The organism is Nonomuraea sp. NPDC005501, from assembly GCF_040605905.1.
Taxonomy (GTDB): Bacteria; Actinomycetota; Actinomycetes; order Streptosporangiales; family Streptosporangiaceae; genus Nonomuraea.
In genome coordinates, this window is the sequence record NZ_JBEXDT010000062.1 from 18,543 (window position 1) to 42,233 (window position 23,691).

Annotated in this window: 19 protein-coding genes; 11 read left to right on the top strand and 8 right to left on the bottom strand. The window is 68.9% G+C overall.

Annotation, left to right across the window (positions count from 1 at the left end; genetic code table 11):
* The first annotated feature begins 86 nt into the window (after positions 1 to 86).
* On the top strand, positions 87 to 674 hold the full coding sequence (locus tag ABZS51_RS26915; protein WP_355446358.1) for a hypothetical protein: 588 nt from the start codon (positions 87 to 89) through the stop codon (positions 672 to 674).
* Between the two features lie 99 nt (positions 675 to 773).
* Here ABZS51_RS26915 and ABZS51_RS26920 read toward each other — a convergent pair whose 3' ends face one another.
* Positions 774 to 1,613: a hypothetical protein gene (locus ABZS51_RS26920; protein WP_355446361.1), complete on the bottom strand. Its 840-nt coding sequence runs from the start codon at positions 1,611 to 1,613 to the stop codon at positions 774 to 776.
* Positions 1,610 to 2,146 (bottom strand): RNA polymerase sigma factor, encoded by a 537-nt coding sequence (locus ABZS51_RS26925; RefSeq protein ID WP_355446364.1) that lies wholly within the window; start codon positions 2,144 to 2,146, stop codon positions 1,610 to 1,612. The genes ABZS51_RS26920 and ABZS51_RS26925 overlap by 4 nt, the downstream gene beginning before the upstream one ends.
* 597 nt (positions 2,147 to 2,743) lie before the next feature.
* Here ABZS51_RS26925 and ABZS51_RS26930 point away from each other — a divergent pair.
* Complete coding sequence (locus ABZS51_RS26930) at positions 2,744 to 3,142, top strand: hypothetical protein (protein ID WP_355446367.1); 399 nt, start codon at positions 2,744 to 2,746, stop codon at positions 3,140 to 3,142.
* A gap of 257 nt (positions 3,143 to 3,399) precedes the next feature.
* Here ABZS51_RS26930 and ABZS51_RS26935 read toward each other — a convergent pair whose 3' ends face one another.
* Genes ABZS51_RS26935 through ABZS51_RS26950 form a run of 4 tightly spaced genes read right to left on the bottom strand, consistent with a single transcriptional unit; the run spans position 3,400 to position 8,928 of the window.
* Positions 3,400 to 4,788 (bottom strand): glycoside hydrolase family 43 protein, encoded by a 1,389-nt coding sequence (locus ABZS51_RS26935; RefSeq protein WP_355446370.1) that lies wholly within the window; start codon positions 4,786 to 4,788, stop codon positions 3,400 to 3,402.
* 31 nt (positions 4,789 to 4,819) lie between these two features.
* Complete coding sequence (locus ABZS51_RS26940; RefSeq protein ID WP_355446373.1) at positions 4,820 to 6,397, bottom strand: lectin; 1,578 nt, start codon at positions 6,395 to 6,397, stop codon at positions 4,820 to 4,822.
* Positions 6,398 to 6,423: 26 nt separating this feature from the next.
* Positions 6,424 to 7,545, bottom strand: a complete 1,122-nt coding sequence (locus tag ABZS51_RS26945; RefSeq protein WP_355446438.1) for a lectin — start codon at positions 7,543 to 7,545, stop codon at positions 6,424 to 6,426.
* A gap of 51 nt (positions 7,546 to 7,596) precedes the next feature.
* Positions 7,597 to 8,928: a PHB depolymerase family esterase gene (locus ABZS51_RS26950; protein WP_355446376.1), complete on the bottom strand. Its 1,332-nt coding sequence runs from the start codon at positions 8,926 to 8,928 to the stop codon at positions 7,597 to 7,599.
* A 462-nt stretch (positions 8,929 to 9,390) separates the two neighbouring features.
* On the opposite strand from ABZS51_RS26950, the gene ABZS51_RS26955 reads away from it, so the two are divergent.
* The 7 genes from ABZS51_RS26955 (at position 9,391) to ABZS51_RS26985 (ending at position 21,491) form a co-directional block, all read left to right on the top strand.
* A complete protein-coding gene (locus ABZS51_RS26955; protein WP_355446379.1) occupies positions 9,391 to 10,851 on the top strand; it encodes an endo-1,4-beta-xylanase in 1,461 nt (486 codons plus the stop codon).
* A 434-nt stretch (positions 10,852 to 11,285) separates the two neighbouring features.
* Positions 11,286 to 14,012, top strand: coding sequence for a beta-L-arabinofuranosidase domain-containing protein (locus ABZS51_RS26960; protein ID WP_355446382.1), 2,727 nt, complete (start codon positions 11,286 to 11,288; stop codon positions 14,010 to 14,012).
* Entirely contained in the window at positions 14,009 to 16,033 is a 2,025-nt protein-coding gene (locus ABZS51_RS26965) for an RICIN domain-containing protein (RefSeq protein WP_355446385.1), read from the top strand. The genes ABZS51_RS26960 and ABZS51_RS26965 overlap by 4 nt, the downstream gene beginning before the upstream one ends.
* 29 nt (positions 16,034 to 16,062) lie before the next feature.
* The gene (locus tag ABZS51_RS26970; protein ID WP_355446388.1) at positions 16,063 to 17,508 is read left to right on the top strand and encodes a non-reducing end alpha-L-arabinofuranosidase family hydrolase; all 1,446 of its coding nucleotides are present in this window, start codon (positions 16,063 to 16,065) and stop codon (positions 17,506 to 17,508) included.
* Positions 17,509 to 17,615: 107 nt separating this feature from the next.
* Positions 17,616 to 18,638: a LacI family DNA-binding transcriptional regulator gene (locus tag ABZS51_RS26975; RefSeq protein WP_355446391.1), complete on the top strand. Its 1,023-nt coding sequence runs from the start codon at positions 17,616 to 17,618 to the stop codon at positions 18,636 to 18,638.
* Positions 18,639 to 18,802: 164 nt separating this feature from the next.
* On the top strand, positions 18,803 to 20,761 hold the full coding sequence (locus ABZS51_RS26980; RefSeq protein ID WP_355446394.1) for an endo-1,3-alpha-glucanase family glycosylhydrolase: 1,959 nt from the start codon (positions 18,803 to 18,805) through the stop codon (positions 20,759 to 20,761).
* A 199-nt stretch (positions 20,762 to 20,960) separates the two neighbouring features.
* Entirely contained in the window at positions 20,961 to 21,491 is a 531-nt protein-coding gene (locus tag ABZS51_RS26985) for a pyridoxal-dependent decarboxylase (protein WP_355446441.1), read from the top strand.
* A 31-nt stretch (positions 21,492 to 21,522) separates the two neighbouring features.
* Here the strand turns inward: ABZS51_RS26985 and ABZS51_RS26990 are convergent, their stop codons facing one another.
* Positions 21,523 to 21,981 (bottom strand): nuclear transport factor 2 family protein, encoded by a 459-nt coding sequence (locus ABZS51_RS26990; protein ID WP_355446397.1) that lies wholly within the window; start codon positions 21,979 to 21,981, stop codon positions 21,523 to 21,525.
* 145 nt (positions 21,982 to 22,126) lie between these two features.
* Here ABZS51_RS26990 and ABZS51_RS26995 point away from each other — a divergent pair, with 145 nt between their 5' ends.
* Positions 22,127 to 22,726, top strand: a complete 600-nt coding sequence (locus ABZS51_RS26995) for a TetR/AcrR family transcriptional regulator (RefSeq protein ID WP_355446400.1) — start codon at positions 22,127 to 22,129, stop codon at positions 22,724 to 22,726.
* Here ABZS51_RS26995 and ABZS51_RS27000 read toward each other — a convergent pair.
* The gene (locus ABZS51_RS27000) at positions 22,719 to 23,354 is read right to left on the bottom strand and encodes a helix-turn-helix domain-containing protein (protein ID WP_355446403.1); all 636 of its coding nucleotides are present in this window, start codon (positions 23,352 to 23,354) and stop codon (positions 22,719 to 22,721) included. The two genes, ABZS51_RS26995 and ABZS51_RS27000, sit on opposite strands and share 8 nt — an antisense overlap.
* 133 nt (positions 23,355 to 23,487) lie before the next feature.
* On the opposite strand from ABZS51_RS27000, the gene ABZS51_RS27005 reads away from it, so the two are divergent.
* Positions 23,488 to 23,619 (top strand): hypothetical protein, encoded by a 132-nt coding sequence (locus tag ABZS51_RS27005; RefSeq protein ID WP_355446406.1) that lies wholly within the window; start codon positions 23,488 to 23,490, stop codon positions 23,617 to 23,619.
* The last annotated feature ends 72 nt before the right edge of the window (positions 23,620 to 23,691 follow it).

Here is a 23,691-nt window from a genome sequence, read left to right on the forward strand (position 1 = left end):
AACTGGGCCGGATCGACGCCACGCTCGCCCCGAGGGAATGTGCGGGCAAGAACTGTTCAGACCGTGGAGCGAACTTCTGCCGCTCTATGATCACCGAACAGAGCATGAAGAAGATCGTGGTTTTCACCGTACTGCCCATGCTGTCCGCCGCTTTCGTAGTCGCGGGAGCCGCAGGCCCCGCAGGCGCCACTGTTGGCAAGGACTCCTGCCCGACGCCCACCAAGGCCGACGTGGCTCGCGCCGCCGCGGACACAATGGACAAGCCGGCCAGGGGCTCCGACGACGCCCTCAACGGAGTGCGCGTCAAGTACATCCCGAAGGGCTTCATCGCCGGCCAGGTCAGAGTGGAGCCGAAAGAGTACGCCTACCAGTGGATGAGCGGTGACGACACCTCCGACAAGTACCGCAACCTGTGGGTGCGGATCATCTGCGATCCCTCGCTGGTGAAGCTCGCTGACCTGCGTAAGCCCTCCGTCGACTCGGGCGAGTTCGCCAAGTCGGAGCAGGGGAAGGTCGGCGGGCGTACGGTGCTCGTGCAGGTCCCGAACAGAGAGTTTCGCGCCTTCCGCGACGTCGCCTGGGTGGAGCGCAAGGGCGTCGTCGTCAGCGTGACGGTCTCCCAGCCGCTCTTCGCCGACCTCGGCAAGATCGTCAAGGGGATCCAGGTCAAGTAGCCCTTCAGATCACCTCAGGTGGAACGTGACCGCGGCGGCTGGCGTATGTATGGCGCCGCACCTTCTGCTGCGGCGCCATAGGCACTCATGCGGGGGCGGTCAGCCTTGTGGGCATCCGGCCATCTTCTTCTTCACGTCCGCGATCAGCTCGGGAGTGAACTTCACTCGCTCCGGCTGCGCCCAGACGAGCACCTGCCCCGGGGCCGTCGGCACCGCGTCCTTGACGAACCAGTTCCCCGGCACCTGCTGAGCGCGGTCCGACCTCTTGCCGACTCTGAACTCCTCGATCGAGCCGTCCCGCTCGGCCAGCACGGCCCGTACCTCGTCCACGGTCATGCCGCGATACGGGACGCAGTGCAGCAGCTCACCGGTGGCACCGACGTCACCGGCCGATTCGTACCGCTCGCCGGGGCGGGCCGGCCGGGCGAACCAGATCGCCGCGCTGCCCTTGAAGGCCGCGGGAATGCGGAACGCGACCGCGCACCGGCCGCCGGGGGACTCGCACTCCACCGACTCCTCCTCAATGCGGGCTCCCTCCGAATTCTCCCCGCCCGTGACATGGCCGACCGCGCTCGGCGATCCTGGGGCGATCGACAGCCGGATGTCGAGCCCGCGGGCCTTGAACTCGGACGCGAAGCGTTCAGGGTCGGCGTAGAGGTCCTTGACGGTGACGATCCAGTCGTCGCCCGAGCGCTGGAACGCCAGCGCGGCGGACGGCGCGATGCCACTCGGCGCGTTGGCGGGGAGGAAGGCCACGCCCAGGACGGCCGCCGCCGCCAGCACCGCGGCGACGGGGAACAGCACCGGCCAGCGCGCCCTGCGACGTGCCTTGATCGGCGTCTCGATGATCTCGTGGAGCAACTCCCGCGCGCCCTGCCCCTGTTCTGGCGCGTGGGGAGCGGGGTCGATGGCGGCCACCATCCGGCCGATCTTGCTCACAGGGTCTCCCCTCTCAGTTCCGCGATCGCCTGGTCTTCTTCCGTGAGCCCCAGCGCCTTGGCCAGCCGCTTGCGGGCACGGTGCAGTCTGATCCGGGCCGCGGTCGCCGTACAGCCGAGCACTTTGCCGATCTCCGGGCCGGTCAGGTCTTCCCAGAAGGCCAGCGCGAGCACCTCGCGGTCACGGGCGGGCAGGTCATCGAATGCCTCCCGCACCCGGTCGGGCCCGGCCGGCTCGGACGGCCGAGTGGCCGACAACTCGTCCTTGAGTCGTTCAGCCAGCCCGGTCCTGCGGGACTGGCCGCGCCGGTGGTTGGCCAGGACACGACGGGCCACGCCGTACAGCCACAAGCGGGCGGCATCGCCGTCGGGGACGTCGGCAATGCGCCGCCACGCGGTGAGGAACGTCTCAGAAATCACGTCCGCCGTGTCGTCGGGCGAGTCCGTACGGCGGGCGGCGTACTGGTGGATGGCCGGGTAGTGCGCGTTGTAGATCGCTTCTAAGCGGTCTCGCGCTCCCGGGGAATGGCTCACGGATGGCTCTCCTCGTGCCAAGGTGTCGGACATCTCGTACATGTCCGGCACCTTTTCCGAGTGTTTCACCCTGTCGTCCTGGACCGCCGTTCGCAGAGGCCTCCCCGTTCGGTTGCACGTAGCGTGGCCCGTCGATGCCGACAAGCCTGGTCCGAGGGATTCCGCAAGCCAGGTCACGACGTCTGCTGGTGCCGGCTGACGCGACCTGGCTCAGCCCTCGCTCGTCTCGAATCCATGCTTTCGAGACGCGACCTCCGGCATGGCCGGCCAGGCGCGCGCACGCGTAGGGTGCCCGGAAAGTCTGGAAAATCGCGGTGAGATCTCACGGTGAGATGGGGCTTTCGTCGCCGCCGCGGTACGCGCCGGCGCGCGACGAATCCCGGCGAGCCGGGCAGCGTGCCGCCAGTCGGCGGCGCCGGCCTGGTGCTCACGGGCGCCGCTGCGAGAGTCATCGCTTTCACTCTCTGCGAGTGTTCACGCACGCCTGGACGACGGCCGAAGTCGGCGGCATCGTCGCACGTCATCGTGCGTAACTACGACGGCTGCCGAGGAGGGCCGCCGCTGCAGCCGTGGATACTTGCACCGATGATGAGGTCTATGACTGCTGTCACACGTCTGGTGACGTTCGTCGATGTCGATGATCAGGCGGCTGACACCATCTCGGTGTCGGCGCGTCACGAAGCGGAGCTCGTCGACGGAACCCGCGTGCTGCTGCTGAATGACCGAGGTTGGGGCTCATCGCAAGGCTGGGCCGCGACATCGGCAGCAGAGATACAAGAGACGACACGGGCGGTGGTCGGGCCCGATGAGCCGTTCGATGGCCGTTCCCAGGAAGCCATGGAAGCAGACCATTGGGACGCGCTCCAGCAGATCGCCCAGCGGCACGGAGTCATTGTCGACGCGGCCGCGCTCAGGCGGCTGCCGCACGACGTCGTGCTCAGCCAACGGGTGCTCGCACGCATCGGCGGCGACCCAGACACCGGCACCTCCGGCTGAGCCGGGCAGACATGCTCACCATCGCCGGCCGGTCGACCGGCCCGTCCGCAGACGGCCACGCCATCGCCCACAGCCCCGGTCATGTCAGGGGTGACGCGCGCGTCGTCGGCCTCCCAGGCGATCTCCGAGACGACGAACTCCACCATCAGCTCGGACATCCTGGCCCGGTCCGCCCGGGGCAGGCCGTAGGCGTCGTCCACCCGCCAGGTGCGGGCCGTCCTCAGGGGTCGGTCCTGAGGACGGCCCGCACCTCGGCTTCAGCTGAACTGCCACCAGTCCACGTTGAACAGGTAACCGCTTCCGCCGGTGAACTTCAGGTACAGGTCGCGGGTGCCGGTCGCGCCGGTGACCGAACAGGAGACGGTGGTCCAGGTCTGCCAGCCGCCCGTGCCCGGGACGGTGCACGTCCCGGCCGGCGCGCCGTCGACGCCGTCCAGGCGTAGTTCGAGCCTGCCACCGCTGGACGCCGCAGCGACCCGCGCGGTGAAGGTCCTGGCGCCGGCCCCGAACGCGACGCCCTTGACCTTGACGTAGTCGCCGTTCTCGATCCAGCCGACGTTCATCCCGCCTTCGCTGGAGGTCTCGGTCTCGACTCCGGACGCCCAGGCGATCGTCTCGGCCTCCTGGCGGACGTACGGGTTGAGGGTGCCCACCTGCGGCGCCCCGGACGTGGTCATGTTGATCGTCGGGATCGTGCCGCCGGAGCCGTAGGTGAACTTCTCCACGGCCACCGAACGGGTGAAGCCGCCGCCACCCGTCAGTGCGCCGTTGTGGTAGAAGAAGTACGAGCCACCCTGGTAGTCGACGATGCCCACGTGGTTGGTGAAGCTGCTGCCCTGCGTGGGCATGATCGTCCCTCGGTAGGTCCAGGGCCCGGTAGGACTGCCGGCCGTCGAGTAGGCGATGAACTCCGAGCAGCACTTGGCCGCGAACACGAGGTAGTAGAGGCCGTTCCGCTTGTAGACCCAGGGCCCCTCTTCGAACAGCGTCGGGCGGTTGGCATCACCCGTCCGGGTGCCGAACCCCGCCGCGGTGAGCGGGATCTGCGTCGCGCTCCCCGAGTACGAGATCATGTCGGCGTTCAGCTTCACGTACCACAGATGCGGGTTGCCCCAGTACAAATAGGCCTGCCCGTCGTCGTCGATGAAGACCGTGGGGTCGATTTCGCCGTTCTCGACCAGTGGCCGTCCGAGCGCGTCCTTGAACGGCCCGGTCGGACTGTCGGAGACGGCCACCCCGATGGCCATCTGGCCGGTCGCCCGGTTGGTCGTGGGCACGTACCAGTAGAACTTGCCGTTCCGGTGGATGGCCTGCCCCGCCCAGGCGTCGGACTTCGCCCAGCTGAAGGTGGTCAGGCTCAGCGGGGAGCCGTGGTCGGTCCAGTTCACCATGTCGGCGGAGGACCAGACCCGCCACTCCTTCATGGTGAACCACGTCGAGCCGTCCTCGTCGTGGCCGGTGTAGAGGTACACCCGGCCGTTGTGGACCAGCGGAGCCGGGTCGGCGGTGTAGATGGTCTGGATGATCGGATTGTCGGCCCTGGCCGCGTGGGCGGGCAGGAACGCCACGAGGCCGAGCAGGACCAGCACCCCCGCGATTGCGCGTCCGGCTCCTGCGGTGGCCGGCAACCGTAATGCCACTCTCACGATCGCTCCCGAGGTGATGCGGCGGATGGGGTCAGGTACGGGTCCAGCGTTGGTTGGCGTCGCCGTTGCACGACCAGATGGTCAGCTTGGTGCCGTTGGCGGTGGCGTTGTTCGGCACGTCCAGGCACTTGTTCGCCCCGACGGCGGTGATGGTGCCGTCGGCGTTGAAGCGCCACTGCTGGTTGCTCTGGCCGTTGCAGTCCCAGATGATGACGTTGGCGCCGTCGGCGGTGCTCCGGTTGTACACGTCCAGGCACTTGCCGCCGTAGATCCGCAGCTCCCCGCTCGCGGAGGGCGTCCATTGCTGGTTGGGCTGGCCGTTGCAGTCCCAGATCTGCGCCTGGGTGCCGTTGGCCTGCGCGGCGCCGGTGACGTCGAGGCACCTGCCCGAGCCCACTCCCTTGATCGCGACCGTGGTGGGCTGGACGATGCCGCCTCCGGTCACGACGTACATGGCCGCCCCGTGCCCGGGGACCGACGCGCTGATCGTCCCGGAGGAGGAGGACGTCGTGTGCGCCCACAGGTCACGTACCGAGTAGGAGGACGCCGAGCCCAGCCCCAGGGCCGCGGCGGTGGTGGAGACGGTCGAGGTCGAGGTGCCCCGGTTGAGCAGGACGACCGCGACCGAGCCGTTCTTCATCGGCTTGCGCCAGACCTCCAGGTTGCCGTTGTCGCTGATCTTGTGGCCCTGCCGGCCGCCCCAGTCCTGGTTGACCGCGATGACCTCGGTGTTGGTGAGGATGGTGCGCGTGTCGGCGCTCATCGTACGCAGGTCGTTGCCGGCGATGAGCGGAGCGTTCAGCAGCGACCACAGGCTGAAGTGCGCGCGGCCCTCGGTCCCCGTCACCCCGCCGACACCCACCTCCAGCATGTCGGGGTCGTTCCACCCGCCCGGGCCCGAGTACGACTCCAGCCCGACCTGCTGGTCCAGGATGCCCATGATGGAGCTCCAGTTGGCCGCGATGTCGCCGGTGTTGCGCCAGGAGTTGCCCACCGGCATCCCCCACGTCCACACGCTCTCCTGGCCCCAGTTGCACAGGCTGTACACGATCGGACGGCCGGTGGCGGCCAGCGCGTCCCGCATGGCCGTGTACCGCTGCTGCCCGTTCATCCCCAGGTGGTCGCCGCAGTTGTCGTACTTCAGGTAGTCGATCCCCCAGGACGCCCAGAGAGCCGCGTCCCGCCGCTCGTTGCCCAGGCTGGCCGGGTAGCCGGCGCACGTCGTGGTGCCGGCGGAGGAGTAGATGCCGAGCTTGAGCCCTTTGGAGTGGATGTAGTCGGCCAGGGCCTTGATGCCGTTGGGGAACTTCTGCGGGTCCGGCACCAGGTCGCCGTTGGCGTTGCGGCTCCTGGTGGACCAGCAGTCGTCGATGTTGACGTAGGTGTAGCCCGCCGCCGCCATGCCGCTGGAGACCATGGTGTCGGCCGTCTGACGGATCAGGCCGTCGTTGACGTTGCAGCCGAAGCTGTTCCAGTCGTTCCAGCCCATCTGGGGTGTGCGGGCCAGGCCGTTGTCCAGGGCGAGGGCCGGTGACGTGGCACCGCCGATCGCGACGAGGGAGCCGGCCGCAAGTAACGCGGCCATCGTCAGGCCAAGGATTCTGCGCATCTGATTCTCCACCTGCCGAAGTGATGTCATGAGCCGGCGCGGGTCCAGCGCTGGTTGGCGGCGCCGCTGCACGACCAGATCTGGAGCTTGACGCCGTTGGCCGTGGAGTGGTCGGGCACGTCCAGGCACTTGTTCGCGCCTACCGCGGTGATGGTGCCGTCGGCGTTGAAGCGCCACTGCTGGTTGCTCTGGCCGTTGCAGTCCCAGATGACGACGCCGGCGCCGTCGGCGGTGCTCCGGTTGGACACGTCCAGGCACTTGCCGTCGTAGACCCGCAGCTCCCCGCTCGCGGAGGGCGTCCATTGCTGGTTGGACTGGCCGTTGCAGTCCCAGATCTGCGCCTGCGCACCGTTCGCCTGTGACGCGCCGGAGACGTCCAGGCACCGGCCCGAGCCCACTCCCTTGATCGCGATCCCGCTGGAGGTGCCACCCCCCGGCTGGCCGATGCTGCCCGCGACCGACTGCAGCGCCGCGTACCAGGCGGCGGCCATCTTGTCGTAACCGCCGGCGGTCGGGTGGATGCCGTCGATCAGGTCGGAGGTGGTCAGCCTGCTGTGCATGTCGACCAGGTGAACGTGCCTGCCGCTGTTCACCTTGCTCTGGACGATGCCGGGGATCGCCGCGTTGAAGGTGCGGGCGGCGGACTCCTGGCCGGAGTTGGACAGCGGGATGATGGTCGCGACGAAGACGTCCGCGTCGGGCACGGCCGCGGTGATGTGGTCGATCAGCGTGGACAGCCGTTGCGGGGCGCCGGCCACGTTGTAGTTCTGCAGGATGTCGTTGGTGCCCAGGTGGAGGAGCAGCGTGCGCGGTGTGTACGTACGCAGCCAGCCGGTGATGTTCGCGTCGATCTGGTCGATCCGCCAGCCCGGGTGGCCCTCGTGGTCGTGATCGCCCAGGCTGCCGGGCCCGTTGAACTGCGAACCGACGAAGTCGGCTGTGTAGCGGCCGCCGATCAGGCGCTGCCACAAGCCGATCCGGTACCCGCCCGGCACCTGCGTGCCCTCGGTGATCGAGTCGCCGAGCGGCATGACCCGGACCCCGCCGTTGGACTCGGCCACGGCGACCCCCGTCCCCATCGCCGTGCCGGCCGCCAGCAACGCCACCGCCGTGAGCACGGCGGCCCACCCTTGCCTCCAGGTACGCATGGTGGACACCAGAACCTCCCTGTGGTCATGTTCGGAAGCGACGCCACCGGCTCAGGAGCGTGTCCAGCGCTGGTTGGCGCCGCCGTGGCAGGAGTAGAGCTGGAGCCGGGTGCCGTTGGCGGTGCCCTGGCCCACGGCGTCCAGGCACAGCCCCGACTGCGCCCCGGTGATGCTGCCGTCGGCGTTCAGGCGCCATTTCTGGTTGGCGCCGCCATGGCAGGAGTAGATCTGGACGCCGGCGCCGTTGCCGGTGCCGGCCGCGTCGAGGCATTTGCCGCCGTAGACCCTGAGCTCATCGGCCGAGGTGGCGGCCCACTGCTGGTTGGCACGCCCGTTGCAGTCCCACAACTGCACCGCGGTGCCGTCGGCGGTGGCGGCGCCGGGCACGTCGAGGCAACGCCCGGAGCCGACTCCCTTGATCTGCCCGGCGGCCGGTGGGGTCGGTGTCGTGGTGGACGAGCCGCCGTCCAGGCCGAAGAAGCGGATGGCGTAGGCGGCCATCCCGGGGTGGGGCAGGTCGTGGCCGGCGCCGCTGACGGTGTACGCCTCGACCTGCCCGGACCCGAAGACCCGACGGGTCCAGCCGGATTGCGGGCTGTCGGTGGAGGCGGGGGTCTGGCTCAGTCCGTGCACGTTGGTCCACTGGTCGACCTCTTCCTGCAACATCGTGTACGGCAGGACGGAGTCGGCGGTGCCGTGCCAGGCCATGACGCGCGGCCGGGGTCCGGTGTAGCCGGGGTAGGCGTTCCTGGCCAGGTCACCCCACTGCTGCGGCGTCTTGTCGCCGCAGCCCGCGGGGCCCAGGCAACCGTAGGGAACCCCCGAGAACGGCGCGCCGGCCCTGAACACGTCCGGATACGTGGCGAGCAGGTTGAGGGTCTCCATCGCGCCGGAGGAGAACCCGGTGGCGAACACCCGTTGCGGGTCGCCGTCGTAGCGTTGCAGCACGTAGCCGGTCATGGAGACGATCGACACCGGGTCGCTGCCGCCGCCGTGGCGCAGGGCCTCGTTGGACCAGACGTCGAAGCAGTTCGACATGCCGTTGGCGCTCTTGTTCGCCTGCGGATAGATGACGATGAAGCCGTACCGGTCGGCCAGCGAGGCGAACTCCGTGCCCTGGTGGAAGCCGGGAGCCCATCCGTTGCAACCATGCATGGCCACGAGGACCCCAGGCCGGGGCGCCACCCTGTCGGGGACGTAGAGGTACATCCGCAGACCGCCGGGATTGGCGCCGAAGCTCGTCACTTCGGTCAGAACCGCCGCCGACGCTCCCGGCACAGCCGTGAGGAACACGGACAGAGCGGTGGCCACCGCCGTGATCACAGCCGCCAGGGCGGCTCCGATGCCCGCGTACCTTCTCGTACGCGGTCCGCCTCGCTTCATTGTTCCGCCTCTCCGCTGTTAGCGTTAACAATCCGCTGACCAGTCGAACTGCCTCGGGCCGGTGGAAGTGGTGGCAGGTCGGAGCAAATATGAGGCAGAAAGGTACTGTCAAGAGCGCCTTAGCTTGCTGCGGGCCGGAGGGGGGGCCGACCGAGCGCGTTCACCTCGGATTATTCGATCTGGACGTGACGACGCAGCGAGAGCGTCGCCATGAAACTTTCACATGGCCCCAGCTACCAGGCCCGATCGAAACATTTCAAGGCCACCGCCAGTACGGCAGACACAGGCGGGACGGGCATATCCGAAAGTTTTCATGGCATTCTTGACAACTTTCGGCGAGATTCACACACTGAGTGCCCGAAGGTGAGCTCCCCTGCCGGCTCCGGCGCCGGGTGGAGCGCGCACCACCGGGGGTGTGCCCCGCACGATCCCTCCCCACGATTCGCCGATGGAGGCTCAAGCATGCGTGTCAACGCCATGTCCCCACCGACCACCAGGCGGCCGCTCGGCGCGCGCCGCCGGGCGCTGATCACCGGCGCGCTCGGCGCACTCGGCCTGATCACGGCACTGGCGACGGCGATTCCGGCCGATGCCGCGGCGAGCACGCTCGGCGCGGCCGCCGCGCAGAGCGGCCGCTACTTCGGCACCGCCATCGCCTCGGGAAAGCTCGGCGACTCCGCCTACACGACGATCGCCAATCGCGAGTTCAGCATGGTGACGGCCGAGAACGAGATGAAGATCGACGCCACCGAGCCCAACCGGGGACAGTTCAACTTCACCAGCGGGGACCGGGTCTACAACTGGGCCGTGCAGAACGGCAAGCGGGTGCGCGGGCACACCCTGGCCTGGCACTCCCAGCAGCCGGGCTGGATGCAGTCGCTGTCCGGCAGCTCGCTGCGCCAGGCGATGATCGACCACATCAACGGCGTCATGGGCCACTACAAGGGCAAGATCTACGCCTGGGACGTGGTGAACGAGGCCTACGCCGACAGCGGCGGCGGCCGCCGCGACTCCAACCTCCAGCGCACCGGCAACGACTGGATCGAGGTGGCCTTCCGCACCGCGCGCGCCGCCGACCCGGCCGCCAAGCTGTGCTACAACGACTACAACATCGACAACTGGACCTGGGCCAAGACGCAGGGCGTCTACAACATGGTCAGGGACTTCAAGTCCCGAGGCGTGCCGATCGACTGCGTCGGCCTGCAGTCGCACTTCAACGGCAACAGCCCCTACAACAGCAACTACCGCACGACCATCCAGAGCTTCGCCGCGTTGGGGGTGGACGTGCAGATCACCGAGCTGGACATCCAGGGCGGCTCGGCCACCACGTACGCCAACGTCGTCAACGACTGCCTCGCGGTGCCGCGTTGTGCCGGCATCACGACATGGGGCGTCCGCGACAGCGACTCCTGGCTCGGCGCGAACGCCGCCCCGCTGCTCTTCGACGGCAACGGCAACAAGAAGGCCGCCTACACCGCGGTGCTCAACGCGCTCAACGGCGGCAGCACGACGCCGCCGCCCGGCGGGGGCGATGCGGGGCAGATCAAGGGCGTGACCTCCGGCCGCTGCGTGGACGTGCCCAACTCCAGCACCACCGACGGCACCGCGGTGCACCTGTGGGACTGCAACGGTCAGAGCAACCAGCAGTGGACGCAGACCTCGGCAGGGGAACTGAAGGTGTACGGCAACAAGTGCCTGGACGCCGGGGGCACGGGCAACGGCGCCCGGATCCAGATCTACTCCTGCTGGGGCGGCGACAACCAGAAATGGCGCGTCAACTCCGACGGCACGATCGTGGGCGTGCAGTCCGGGCTGTGCCTCGACGCCGTCGGCAACGGCACCGGCAACGGCACGGGGCTGCAGCTGTACAGCTGCTGGGGCGGCAGCAACCAGAAGTGGACCTACAACGCGGGCACCGCGTGAGCTGCACCTGCTGACCCGGTGCGCCCCTCCCCCAGCCCGGCGAAAAGGCCGGGGGAGGGCGAGCCGCGCCCACCCGTGCGACAGCAACTTAACCATCCACTCGTCGCAACTTACGCCCTTGCCAGCCGGTAACTTATGTGAAACTTTCACATGCACGAGCGGTGCGGCGCGATCTCCTAGGACGGAAAGCTCCAGGAGGAATGGCGTTCCGATGGCGACACCCAGGCCGGCGCGGGGCGCCTTTCGTTGACGGCGAGCCGGACCGTCGGATGTACTCCGCGACAACACGCTCCACGGAGGAGGTCAAGACAGCTCCACAGGATGTGATGTTAACGCTAACAATCGACCGGAGAGCGGCCTCTCCAAGGGCCTGACCTGCTGAACACGTGACCGGCCGCGGCCGGTCACCGCCCCCCCACCCCAAGGAGCTCCGCATGTCCTTGAGCCGTCGTCAGCTCTTCCAAGCCACCGGCGCGACCGCCGCGCTCTCGGTCGTCGGCCGGACAGCCGGCGCCTCCCCCGCTCCGGCCGCACTCCCCTGGGCCAGACCCGACATCGGCGTCTCGGCCTACGAGTTCGACCTCGGCCAGGTCCGGCTGACCTCCGGCCGCCTGCTGGACAACCAGAACCGCACCCTCACCTACCTGCGCTTCGTCGATGTCGACCGGCTGCTGTACGTCTTCCGGGCCAACCACCGGCTGTCCACCGAAGGCGCGGCGGCCGACGGCGGCTGGGACGCGCCCACCTTCCCGTTCCGGTCGCACGCGCAGGGCCATTTCCTGACGGCGTGGGCGCAGGCCTACGCCGTGCTCGGCGACACCACCTGCCGGGAGAAAGCCGACCACATGGTCGCCGAGCTGGCCAGATGCCAGGCCAACAACGGCGCCGCCGGATTCACCACCGGCTACCTGTCCGGCTTCCCCGAGTCGGACATCACCGCCCTGGAGAACCGCACCCTGACCAACGGCAACGTGCCGTACTACTGCATCCACAAGACCCTGGCCGGACTGCTGGACGTCTGGCGGCTGATCGGCAACACCCAGGCCAGGACCGTGCTGCTGGCTCTGGCGGGGTGGGTGGACACCCGCACGTCGCGACTCGGCTCCAGCCAGATGCAGGCCATGCTCGGCACCGAGTTCGGCGGCATGAACGCCGTGCTGACGGACCTGTACCAGATGACCGGCGACTCCCGCTGGCTGACCACGGCCCAGCGGTTCGACCACGCGGCCGTGTTCAACCCGCTGGCCGCGAACCAGGACCAGCTCAACGGGTTGCACGCCAACACCCAGGTGCCCAAGTGGATCGGGGCGGCCCGCGAGTACAAGGCGACGGGCACCACCCGCTACCGCGACATCGCGGCCAACGCCTGGTCCATCACCGTCGGCGCGCACACGTACGCGAACGGCTCCAACAGTCAGGCCGAGCACTTCCGCGCCCCCGGCGCGATCGCCTCCTACCTGACCAGGGACACCGGCGAGGCGTGCAACACCTACAACATGCTCAAGCTGACCCGGGAACTGTGGACGCTGTCACCGACCCGGGCCGACTACTTCGACTACTACGAGAACGCCCTGCTCAACCATCTGATCGGGCAGCAGCACCCCACCGACGCACATGGGCACGTCACCTACTTCACCCCGCTCAACCCCGGCGGACGCCGGGGCGTGGGCCCGGCCTGGGGCGGCGGCACCTGGAGCACGGACTACAACTCGTTCTGGTGCTGCCAGGGCACCGGGATCGAGACCAACACCAAGCTGATGGACTCCATCTACTTCCACAACGGCACGACCCTGTTCGTGAACCTGTTCGTGCCCTCCACGCTCGACTGGAGCCGGCGCGGCATCACGGTCACCCAGACGACCTCCTACCCCGCCGGCGACACCACCTCGCTGCGGGTCACCGGCAACGCGAGCGGATCGTGGACGATGCGCATCCGCATCCCCGCCTGGACCCAGGGCGCGACGATCAGCGTCAACGGGGTCGGGCAGGACATCGCCACCGCGCCCGGCTCCTACGCCGAGCTCACCAGGTCGTGGACCTCGGACGACACCGTCACCGTCCGGCTGCCCATGCGGGTGGTCATGAAGGCCGCCAACGACAACCCCGACGTACAAGCCGTCACCTACGGCCCGGTCGTGTTGTCGGGCGACTACGGCGAGACCAGCCTGTCAGCGGCCCCCGCCCTGACCCCGTCCTCGATCACCCGGACCAGCACCTCCTCCCTGGCCTTCACGGCCACGGCCGACGGAGCGCCGGTGCGGCTGGGGCCGTTCTACGACGCGCACGACCACAACTACGTCGTCTACTGGAACACCGGTGGCCAGGGCGGAGCAGGCCCGGCGAGCTTCCGGCTGGTCAACGCGGCCACCGGGCTGGTCCTCGGCATCCAGAACATGTCCACCGCCGACGGCGGCCTGGCCCTCCAGTGGACCGACAACGGCACCGACGACCACGACTGGGTCCCGGTCGTCGACGGCGGTGCCCTGCGGCTCCGCAACGTGCACAGCGGCAAGGTGCTCGGCGTCGAGAACATGTCGACCGCCGACAACGCCCGAGTGCTCCAGTGGGGCGACACCGGCACCGCCGACCACCGCTGGACGATCACCGACGCCGGCGACGGCTCCGTCAAGATCCGCAACGTCAACAGCTCCAAACTGCTGGCCGTCCAGAACGGCTCGGCCGCCGAGGGCGCCCAGGTGGTCCAGGACTCCGACAACGGCAGCCCGGACAACCAGTGGCGGTTCGTGCCGAACGGCGCGCGGCGTATCCAGAACGTGGGCTCCGGCATGGTGCTCGGCGTCACCGACATGTCGACGGCCGACGGCGCGCTCGTCGTGCAGTGGGGCGACACCGGCACCGCCGACCACCTGTGGACGGCGGTCGCCGACACCGGCGGATACCTGCGGCTGCGCAATGCCAACAGCCAGAAGGTGCTGGGCGTGACGAACATGGGCACCGCTGCCGGGTCGCGTGTCGTGCAGTGGGCCGACAACGGCACCGCCGACCATCGCTGGCGGCTGCGCTACGGGTCAGGCGCCGCCTTCCGCATCCAGTGCGCCAACGGCGGCCGGGTCCTCGGCCTCGCCGGCACGTCGCAGGGGGCGCAGGCCGTCCTCGCCGACGACAACGGCGCGAACGACAAGCTCTGGAGGTTCCTGTGAGGCGCGTGCTCGCGGCTCTGTCGGCCCTGCTCCTGGTGGGCGTGTTACTCACGGCCCAGGAGGCGTCGGCCGCGACGGTCGACACCAACGCCTGGTACGTGCTGGTCAACCGCAACAGCGGCAAGGCCCTGGACGTCTACAACCTGTCCACCGCCGACGGCGGCCGCATCACCCAATGGACCCGTAACGACGGCAACCAGCAGCAATGGCAGTTCGTCGACTCCGGCGGCGGCTACTACCGGCTCAGGTCCCGCCACTCCGGCAAGGTGCTGGACGTCTACAACTTCTCCACCGCCAACGGCGGCGCGATCGTGCAGTGGGCCGACGGCAACGGCACCAACCAGCAGTGGAAACTCTCCGACTCCGACGGCGGCTACATACGTCTGATCAACCGCAACAGCTCCAAAGCCCTCGAAGTACAGGGCGCCTCCACCGCCGACGGCGCCAACATCGTCCAGTACGACGACTGGGGCGGCACCAACCAGCAGTGGCAGCTCGTCCCCATCGGCGGCACCCCGAATCCGGGCGGCACCTACGCCAACCCGGTCGTCTGGCAGGACTTCGCCGACGGCGACATCATCCGGGTCGGCGACGCCTACTACTACTCGGCCTCGACGATGCACTACTCGCCGGGCGCGCCGATCCTGCGTTCCTACAACCTGGTCGACTGGGAGTACGCCGGGCATTCGGTCCCGAGGCTCGACTTCAACTCCAGCGCCTACGACCTCAACGGCGGCCGGGCGTACGTGAAGGGCATCTGGGCCTCGGCGCTGAACTACCGGCCCAGCAACAGCACCTACTACTGGATCGGCTGCGTCGAGTTCAACCGGACCTACGTCTACACCGCCTCCGCCGTCGACGGCACGTGGAACAAACGCTCGCAGATCAACAACTGCTACTACGACGCCGGCCTGCTGGTCGACACCGACGACACCATGTACGTCGCCTACGGCAACAGCACCATCAGCGTCGCCCAGCTCTCGGCCGACGGGCTCAGCCAGGTGCGCTCCCAGCAGGTGTTCCAGACCCCGAGCAGCGTCGGCACCCTGGAGGGCTCCCGCTTCTACAAGCGCGGCGGCTACTACTACATCTGGCTGACCCGCCCCGCCAACGGCCAGTACGTGCTGCGCTCCACCTCGCCGTGGGGCCCGTACGAGATGCGCCAGGTCCTGCTCGACATGCCCGGCCCCGTCCCCGGCGGCGGGGTCCCGCACCAGGGCGGGCTCGTCCAGACCCAGAACGGCGACTGGTACTACATGTCGTTCGTCGACGCCTACCCCGGCGGCCGTGTCCCGGCGCTCGCACCGATCACCTGGACCGGCGACTGGCCGACCGTGCAGACCGTCAACGGCGGCTGGGGCGTCAACTACCCGCGCCCGAACATCCAGACCAGCCGGACCGTCGCGTCCATGATCGGCCCGGACACCTTCACCTCGGGCACGCTGGGCCCCCGCTGGGAATGGAACCACAACCCCGACACCAGCCGCTTCTCCACCGGCAACGGCCTGCGCCTGCAGACCGCGACCGTCACCGGCGACCTCTACAACGCCCGCAACACCCTGACCCACCGCATCCAGGGCCCGTCCTCGACGGCGACGATCGAGCTCGACCACTCGCAGATGGCCAACGGCGACCGCGCCGGGCTGGCGATGCTGCGCGACCAGTCAGCCTGGATCGGCGTCAAACGCGACAACGGCGTCAACCGGGTCGTGATGACCAACGGCCTGACCATGAACACCTCGTGGCAGACCACCGGCACCGGCACCGAGGCGGCGAGCGCGAACATCTCGGGCGGCCGGCTCTGGTTGCGGGTCAGCGCCGACATCCGGCCGGGTTCGGGCAGGCAGGCCCGCTTCTCCTACAGCACCGACGGCAGCACCTTCGTGAGCCTCGGCCCGGCCTTCACGTTGAACAACGCCTGGCAGTTCTTCATGGGCTACCGCTACGGAATCTTCAACTACGCCACCCAGTCCCTCGGCGGCGCGGTGACCGTCCGCCGCTTCGACCTCACGACCCCCTGACGACCCGACCCTACGAATCGGAGCACATCGTGAAACCCAGATTGCCGGCCGTCCTCGTGACGGTGGCCACCTTGCTGGTGAGCCTGTTCGTCGCCGTCCAGTCCGCCCACGCGACCACCATCGACACCAACGCCTGGTACGTGCTGGTCAACCGCAACAGCGGCAAGGCCCTGGACGTCTACAACCTGTCCACCGCCGACGGCGGCCGCATCACCCAATGGACCCGTAACGACGGCAACCAGCAGCAATGGCAGTTCGTCGACTCCGGCGGCGGCTACTACCGGCTCAGGTCCCGCCACTCCGGCAAGGTGCTGGACGTCTACAACTTCTCCACCGCCAACGGCGGCGCGATCGTGCAGTGGGCCGACGGCAACGGCACCAACCAGCAGTGGAAACTCTCCGACTCCGACGGCGGCTACGTGCGGTTCACCAACCGCAACAGCAACAAGGCCCTGGAGGTCCAGGGCGCCTCCACCGCCGACGGCGCCAACATCGTCCAGTACGACGACTGGGGCGGCACCAACCAGCAGTGGCAGCTCGTCCCCATCGGCGGCGGCAACCCCGGGACGTGCGCCCTTCCGTCGACGTACCGCTGGACCTCGACGGGCCCGCTGGCGAACCCGAAGTCGGGGTGGGTCTCGCTCAAGGACTTCACCGTCGCCCCCTACAACGGCCGGCATCTCGTCTACGCCACGACGCACGACACGGGGACGAAGTGGGGTTCGATGAGCTTCAGCCCCTTCACCAACTGGTCCGACATGGCCTCGGCCGGCCAGAACACGATGTCGTCCGCCGCTGTCGCACCCACGCTCTTCTACTTCGCCCCGAAGAACGTCTGGGTGCTCGCCTACCAGTGGGGTGGGACCGCCTTCTCCTACCGCACCTCCAGCGACCCCACCAACCCCAACGGCTGGTCGGCGCAGCAGACGCTCTTCTCCGGCAGCATCTCCGGCTCCGGCACGGGCCCCATCGACCAGACGGTCATCGGTGACGGCACGAACATGTACCTGTTCTTCGCCGGCGACAACGGCAAGATCTACCGCGCGAGCATGCCCATCGGGAACTTCCCCGGCAGTTTCGGCACGACATCGACGGTGGTCATGAGCGACACGACGAACAACCTGTTCGAAGCCGTTCAGGTCTACAAGCTCCAGGGCCGGAACCAGTACCTCATGCTCGTCGAGGCGATCGGCTCGCAGGGCCGCTACTTCCGCTCGTTCACGGCCACCAGCCTGAACGGTTCGTGGACACCCCAGGCCGCCACCGAGGGCAACCCCTTCGCCGGCAAGGCCAACAGCGGCGCCACCTGGACCAACGACATCAGCCACGGCGAGCTGATCCGCACCAGCGCCGACCAGACCATGACCGTTGACCCCTGCAACCTGCAGTTGCTCTACCAGGGCCGCAACCCCAGCTCCGGCGGCGACTACGGCCTCCTGCCCTACCGGCCGGGCCTGCTGACACTGCAGCACTGAGGGCGTTGACAGGCGGCCCGGCGGGCCCGGGCCGCCTGTCGAACGGCGCTCGATCCCGGCAGGACGGGACCGCCCGCCTTCCCGCGCCCCGTGACTAGACTGCCGCCATGACCACGGAGTCGTCCGCTCTCACCATCGCCCAGCTCGCCGAGCTGGCCGGTGTCTCCACCGCGACGGTCTCCAAGGTCGTGAACGGCCGTTCCGAAGTGTCGTCCGAAACCCGTGCCGCCATCGAGGAGCTCATCCGCCGGCACGGCTACCGGCGCCAGCGCCGCCGCTCCACGCCGACGGCCCTGGTGGAGCTGGTCTTCCACGCGCTGGAGGGCGACTATCCCGTCGAGATCACCAAAGGAGTGGCGGAGGTCGCGCGTGAGCACGGCCTCATGGTCGGGATATCGGACCTGGGCCATGACCGCACCGCCGGGGACGCCTGGCTGGAGGACGTGCTGCGGCGCCGCCCGAGCGGCGTGATCGCGGTGTTCTCGGGCCTGACCGAGGCCCAGCACGAGCAGCTCGCCTGCCGCGAGATCCCGCTGGTCCTGCTGGATCCGGCCGACGCTCCCGCGAGGAACATCCCGTCGGTCGGCGCCGGCAACTGGAACGGCGGGCTCACGGCCACCCGCCACCTCCTGGAGCTCGGGCACCGCCGCATCGCCATCATCACCGGGCCCGACTCCGCGCTGTCCAGCCGGGCCCGCCTCGACGGCTACCGCACCGCTCTCGACATGGCCGGGGTGCCCGTCGACCCGGAGCTGATCGGCCGGGGGGACTTCTACATCGAAGGCGGTCTGGCCGAAGCACACCGCCTGCTGCGCTTGCCCCACCGGCCAACCGCGATCTTCGCCACGAACGACGGCCAGGCCATCGGCGTCTACCATGCGGCCCATCAGCTCGGCCTGCGCATTCCGGACGATCTCAGTGTGATCGGCTTCGACGACATGCCGTCGGTGAGATGGGCCATCCCACCGCTGACCACCATCCGCCAGCCCTTCACCGAGATGGCCGCCGCGGCCACCTCGATGCTGCTGAGACTGGCCCATGGCGAGCCGCCGCCACAGAGCCGCGTCGAGCTGGCCACCGAACTCGTCGTACGCGAAAGCACCGCGCCTCCCCCACCTCCGACCGCCTGAGCCGAAACAGCGAGAAGAGACGTCGCGGTGGCGCGTTATGGAAAGATCACCGATCACAGCGGCGTGCCAGGCCGCGCCTGAGAACGACGCAGAAGGTCTTCCCCCGTCCTGGGTCGCGCCCACGCGCCCGGAGCATGGCCATACCCGAAGACAGAGGAGTCTCCTTGTTCCACCGATATCGGTCCTTACTCGTGGCGGTGGCGGCCCTCACCACGCTGGGGTCCGTCACCGTCACCGCCTCCCAGGCGTCGGCCGCAACGCCGGTCAGCGTGACCTTCACCGCCGCGGAGGACGTGTTCGTCAGCCAGGCCGAGCCGGCCAAGAGCTTCGCCACCGCGACGTGGCTGAGCGTCTGCGGCTCCGGCTGCGGCGGCGCCGGCGCGGGACAGCGCCTGGCCCTGACCCGCTTCAAGGTCACCGGGATCCCGGAGGACGCCGAGGACCTCAAGGTCACCCTGGACGTCGTCTCGGCCCGGACGACCGACACCACCATCTCCGCCCATCAGGTGACCGGTACGTGGTCGGAGGCGACGACCACGTGGAGCAACCGGCCGGCGGTCGACGAAACCGCGATCGGCTCGAAGACCGGCTTCACGACCGGCTCGACGACCCGGCTGGACGTCTCCTCCGCCGTCAAGGGCGACGGCACCTACGCGTTCGCCCTCACCGGAACGTCCGACACGACCACGGTGCTGATGTCCTCGCGCGAGAGCGGGAACCGCGGCCCGAAGCTGACCGTCACCTACACCGAGGGAACCGGCGGGCAGGAGCAGACCGACGGGCCCCTGCCCTTCACCCTGGCCGGCACGGCGGCGCTGCGGGCGTCGGGCAAGAAGGTGTTCGCGCACTACTTCACCCCGTACCCGGTCTCGCTGGACAACCAGGCGCCCGCCGGCGACTACTACGCCAGGAACTACCTGAAGCCGGAGGGTGAGAGCGGCAAGCATGCCGCCTACGGCGGGCTGCTGCGCGACCGGCCGATCGGCCGCGCGCCGCTCAGCGGCGACTACGCGCTGGCCGACTTCAAGACCGAGGTCAAGCAGGCCATCGCCGCCGGGCTGGACGGCTTCACCGTCGACATCCTGTCGGTGACCAGCGCGCACTGGACGCGGGTGCAGAACCTCATCAAGGCCGCCGAAGCGGTCGACCCCGGCTTCAAGATCGTGCTCATGCCGGACACCAACGGGCTGGCCTCGGTCGACAGCGCCACCCTTGCCTCCTCGATCGCCAAGCTGGCCGCCTCGAAGTCGGTCTACCGGCTGGCCGACAACCGCCTGGTCGTGGCGCCGTTCAAGGCCGAAGGCCGCACCGCGGCCTGGTGGGCCGACTGGATGAAGACCATGGAGACGAAGCACGGCATCAAGGTCGCCCTGGTGCCGACGTTCCTGGACTTCAACAAGAACCGCGCGGCCTTCGCCTCCATCAGCTACGGCTTCTCCAACTGGGGCAACCGCAACCCGGCGGGCAACGCTTCGCTGACCGCCAACATCACCACCGCGCACGACATGGACAAGATCTGGATGCAGCCGGTGTCGGTCCAGGACGAGCGGCCCAACCAGGGCATCTTCGACGAGGCCGGCAACACCGAGAACCTGCGCGCCTCCTGGAAGGGCGCGATCGACGGCAAGGCGGACTGGGTCCAGCTCACCACCTGGAACGACTACTCCGAGAACACCCAGTTCGCCCCCTCAGCCCATGCCGGGTGGACCTATCTGGACATCAACGCCTACTACCTGACCTGCTACAAGCTCGGCTGCCCGAAGATCACCAACGACGTGGCCTACCTCACCCACCGGATCCAGCCGGTCGCGGCCACGCCGACGTACGCGCAGACCAAGCTGATGAAGCTGCGCGGCGGCAGCACGGCGGCCCGTGACACGGTCGAGGTGCTCAGCATGCTCACCGCGGCCGGCAAGGTGTCGGTCACGATCGGCGGCACGACGCAGACCTACGACGCCCCCGCCGGAGTGTCGGCCAAGACGTTCCCGCTCAAGGCGGGCACCGCCTCGGCCACCGTGACCAGGAACGCCGCCACGACGGCGAAGGTCGTCTCGCCCTACCCGATCACCACCACACCGTTCGTGCAGGACCTGCACTACCGCGCGGCCTCCAGCGACCGCTGATCAGAACGCCGGGTCCCTGAGCCCCAGGGACCCGGCTTCGCCCGGAGCCTGTATCGAAGTCCGCCGTGGGGTGACTCCATCCCCCGCGGGGCGAAGAGCATGGTGCAAGAACGTCCAATATTCACTCGGCGCGGCTTTCCTACCGTGGTGGCATGACCTCCCGGAATGAACGCCTCCCTCTGAACCTTCCGCCCGGCACATCCGAAGCTCTCGGCAGGCAGGCCCTCGATTTCGTCGTCCGCCCGCCGACGACCCCGGCGACTTCGCCGCGTTGCTGGAGGTCTTCCGCCAGGCCGCCGCACAGGGCGTGAACACCGCCGGCTCGGGCTACCTGGCCTACTTCCCCTCTGGAGGTCTCGTCTCCTCCGCCCTGGCCGAGCTGCTGGCTCAGGTCGCCAACCGCTACACCGGCGTGGCGCAGACCGCCCCCGCGCTGGTGGAGATGGAGGAGGGCGTTCTCGCCTGGCTGGCCGGCCGGTTCGGCCTCCCCCCAGGGGCGGGTGGCTTGGTCACCACGGGAGCCTCGGTCGCCACCCTCTCGGCGGTCGTGGCCGCCCGCCATGACCGGCTCGGCGCCTCTTTCGGCGACGGCACCATCTATGTGACCGAACACACCCACTACAGCCTGGCCAAGGCCGCTCAGATCGCCGGATTTCCCGCCGAGCGGGTACGTGTCGTGCCCACTACGGACGACCTGCGTATGAACCCCCGCGCCGCAGCCGCCTGCTGAGCGGTGGCGCGATGCGGGGTTTGCCGGCCGGTCATGCTCCGGGTTCGCCCAGCCTCTCGGCGCCGGCCTCGGGGTGGCCCGCCTCCACCAGACGACGACTGGCCCGTTGCCACGTCAGGGTGTCCTCCAGGATCAGGTCCTCCACCACCTTGCCCCACCGCATGGTGAGGAACTGGGCGAACTGGTTCTGGTAGGGCTCGCCGAGGACGGTACTGCGAATGATCACGTGTGCGGCCAAGCGCTGGTTCCACAGGGGGCCACCGACGACGAGGCGTCGGACCTCGAAGCGTGGATTCGGAAGCAAGCGTCCGAACCGCTCGAACCAGCGTCGCAGGTCGGCGCGAGTGGAGAGACGGGCACCGAGCGCCGTGTCACTGATGAAGATCAGCTCACAGTCGGCCCGGAAATTAGCGAGAAGGGTGTCGATGTCGCCTTTCTCGACCGCGGCCAGCCCGCGCCGGTAGACCGCCGCCGCGATGCGGCCGATCATCTGACGTTCCGCTGCCGTGCTGCGAAGGTGCTCATGATCTGGGTCCTCCGTTAGATTGACAGTGTCAATCTAACGGAGTTGGACAGTGTCAATCAAGCATGATTCGCAAGCTGATAACCGTCCGGCGCGCCCTCGCAACGTCGGCGTGCACTTCGACGGAGACCTCCGCCACGCCTTGATCCAGGCCGCCGTGACGGCTCTGGACGAGGTCGGCGCCGACCACCTCAGCCTGCGCGACGTCGCACGCCGCATCGGGGTGTCGCACACCGCACCGGCCCACCATTTCACCGACAAGGCCGGGCTGCTGACCGCCGTCGCCGTCGAGGGGTTCCATCTGTTCGCCGAGCATCTGGGCGACGCGCTCGCGGCCACGCGCGACGGGCAGCCGCTTGACCAGCTTCCCGCCCTCGCCCGCGCCTATGCCGAGTTCGCCGAGCGGCATCCCGGCCGGTTCGAGGTGATGTTCCGCCCTGCGCTCATCCGTCCCGATGACCCTGACTATCAGCGCGCCGGCGATGCGGCCTTCGCGGCCCTGCGCGAGCACATCGGCCTGTGCCAGCGCCAGGGCTGGCGACCTGACGTCCCCACCGCGACCCTGACCGCCGCCACCTGGGCGTTCAGCCACGGCATCGCCACCTTGCGCATGCACGGCTCTTTGGCCCGGCACCATCTCGACTCATCCCTCGACGGCGTGGAACTCCTGGTCACCACCATGCTGGGGCGATCAGGGCAGGGTCCTACGTGATCCTGCGACGTCTTCGCCATGCTGAGCCGTAGGCCGCGGCGGGCCTGATCGCGGCCGGGATCGTACCCATCGGCTCCAGAACCGGCTGCGCGCGTGCCTCAGCCGGGTCGTCCAAGAGCGGTGGAGCGGACGCCTCTCTGGTACACCCCGGGGTTGCTCCGACGATCCGCCGGAAGTGCCGCGACAGGTGCGACTGGTCGCAGAAACCGGTCGCGACCGCCGTCTGGGCGGGCGGCATTCCGCCTTCGAGCAGCTTGCGGGCTTGCCGCACTCGTAACTGGACGACGTAGGCGTGCGGCGGCAGCCCGTAGGCGCGGCGGAACGAGCGGAGCAGCGCGAACGGCGTGATGCCCGCTGCTGCGGGCAGCTCCTGCAGATCCGGCGGGTCGGTCCAGGACGCGTGCAGCATCTCGCGCGCCCTGGCGGCGGCGCCGGAGCCGGCCTCGGCTGCACGGGCCGGAGACCGGCGGTTGCCGTAAGCGCCGATCAGCCGGGCCAGCAGCACGCGCAGCAGGGAATCCGCCGCCAGCCGCTGCCCCCGCTCCGCCGCGCGGTGGGCGGGCAGCAGGAGCCGGGCGGCGTGCTCGTCGGGTGCGGACCACTTCCCCACCGGCGAGATCGTCTTCAACAACATCTCCACCAAAACCCGGGACCGACACGCGAAGCAGCCGTCCGCGCTCTTCGAGAGGCTCGGCATCGAGGAGAAATGGGCGCTGCAGGACGCGCGGGCGGCCGAGGGGCTGGACGAGCGGCTGCTCCTGGTGGAGAAGCTGGACCAGACCGACATGCCGCTACTCGCGCTGAGCCCGCCGCACTACCGGCTGCTGTGCTCGTTGATCACCATGGTGCCGGCCTGGAGGGAGAGCGGCTGGATCCTGCGCCATCGCTTCTGACGCGCACCGCCGCCGATGCGCCCGCCAAGCGGTGGCACGGCGAGGGCGCCTTGGGACACGACGATGCCGGGA

Bases quoted from the DNA above. Each gene is read 5' to 3' on its own strand.
- ABZS51_RS26915 (WP_355446358.1), top strand. From the start codon at position 87: ATGATCACCGAACAGAGCATGAAGAAGATCGTGGTTTTCACCGTACTG.
- ABZS51_RS26945 (WP_355446438.1), bottom strand. From the start codon at position 7,545: ATGCGTACCTGGAGGCAAGGGTGGGCCGCCGTGCTCACGGCGGTGGCG.
- ABZS51_RS26960 (WP_355446382.1), top strand. From the start codon at position 11,286: ATGTCCTTGAGCCGTCGTCAGCTCTTCCAAGCCACCGGCGCGACCGCC.
- ABZS51_RS26975 (WP_355446391.1), top strand. From the start codon at position 17,616: ATGACCACGGAGTCGTCCGCTCTCACCATCGCCCAGCTCGCCGAGCTG.
- ABZS51_RS26950 (WP_355446376.1), bottom strand. From the start codon at position 8,928: ATGAAGCGAGGCGGACCGCGTACGAGAAGGTACGCGGGCATCGGAGCC.
- ABZS51_RS26955 (WP_355446379.1), top strand. From the start codon at position 9,391: ATGCGTGTCAACGCCATGTCCCCACCGACCACCAGGCGGCCGCTCGGC.
- ABZS51_RS26930 (WP_355446367.1), top strand. From the start codon at position 2,744: ATGACTGCTGTCACACGTCTGGTGACGTTCGTCGATGTCGATGATCAG.
- ABZS51_RS26990 (WP_355446397.1), bottom strand. From the start codon at position 21,981: ATGATCGGCCGCATCGCGGCGGCGGTCTACCGGCGCGGGCTGGCCGCG.
- ABZS51_RS26940 (WP_355446373.1), bottom strand. From the start codon at position 6,397: ATGCGCAGAATCCTTGGCCTGACGATGGCCGCGTTACTTGCGGCCGGC.